General features: G+C 43.1%; 1 protein-coding gene. It reads right to left on the bottom strand.

The window, feature by feature from the left end:
* Positions 1-255: AAA family ATPase (locus ACYQ4S_RS12755; RefSeq protein ID WP_459771553.1), on the bottom strand; the 255-nt coding region annotated here is incomplete at both ends.

A 255-nucleotide genomic window follows, 5' to 3' on the forward strand; every position in this document is an offset into this window, starting at 1 on the left:
GACTGGCAGTGCCAATAAGTAAGACCACTGTGTTTGAGACCGTATCTCGTTGAAAATTCAATAAAAGAAGCAGTTCTTCAAAGATGTCCATTGACAAAAATTGGGCTTCATCCAGGACAATGACTGGTGTGATACGCTGACTCTCTAATTGGCGAATGCGTTCCTGGATGTTGCGAAAATTGACGACCTTTTTGTGGCTCGGTTCCAGTCCCAGTTCAATGGCTAATTCCTGATAAAAATCACGACTGGATAACC

Source organism: Alkalibacterium sp. s-m-28 (genome assembly GCF_054658175.1).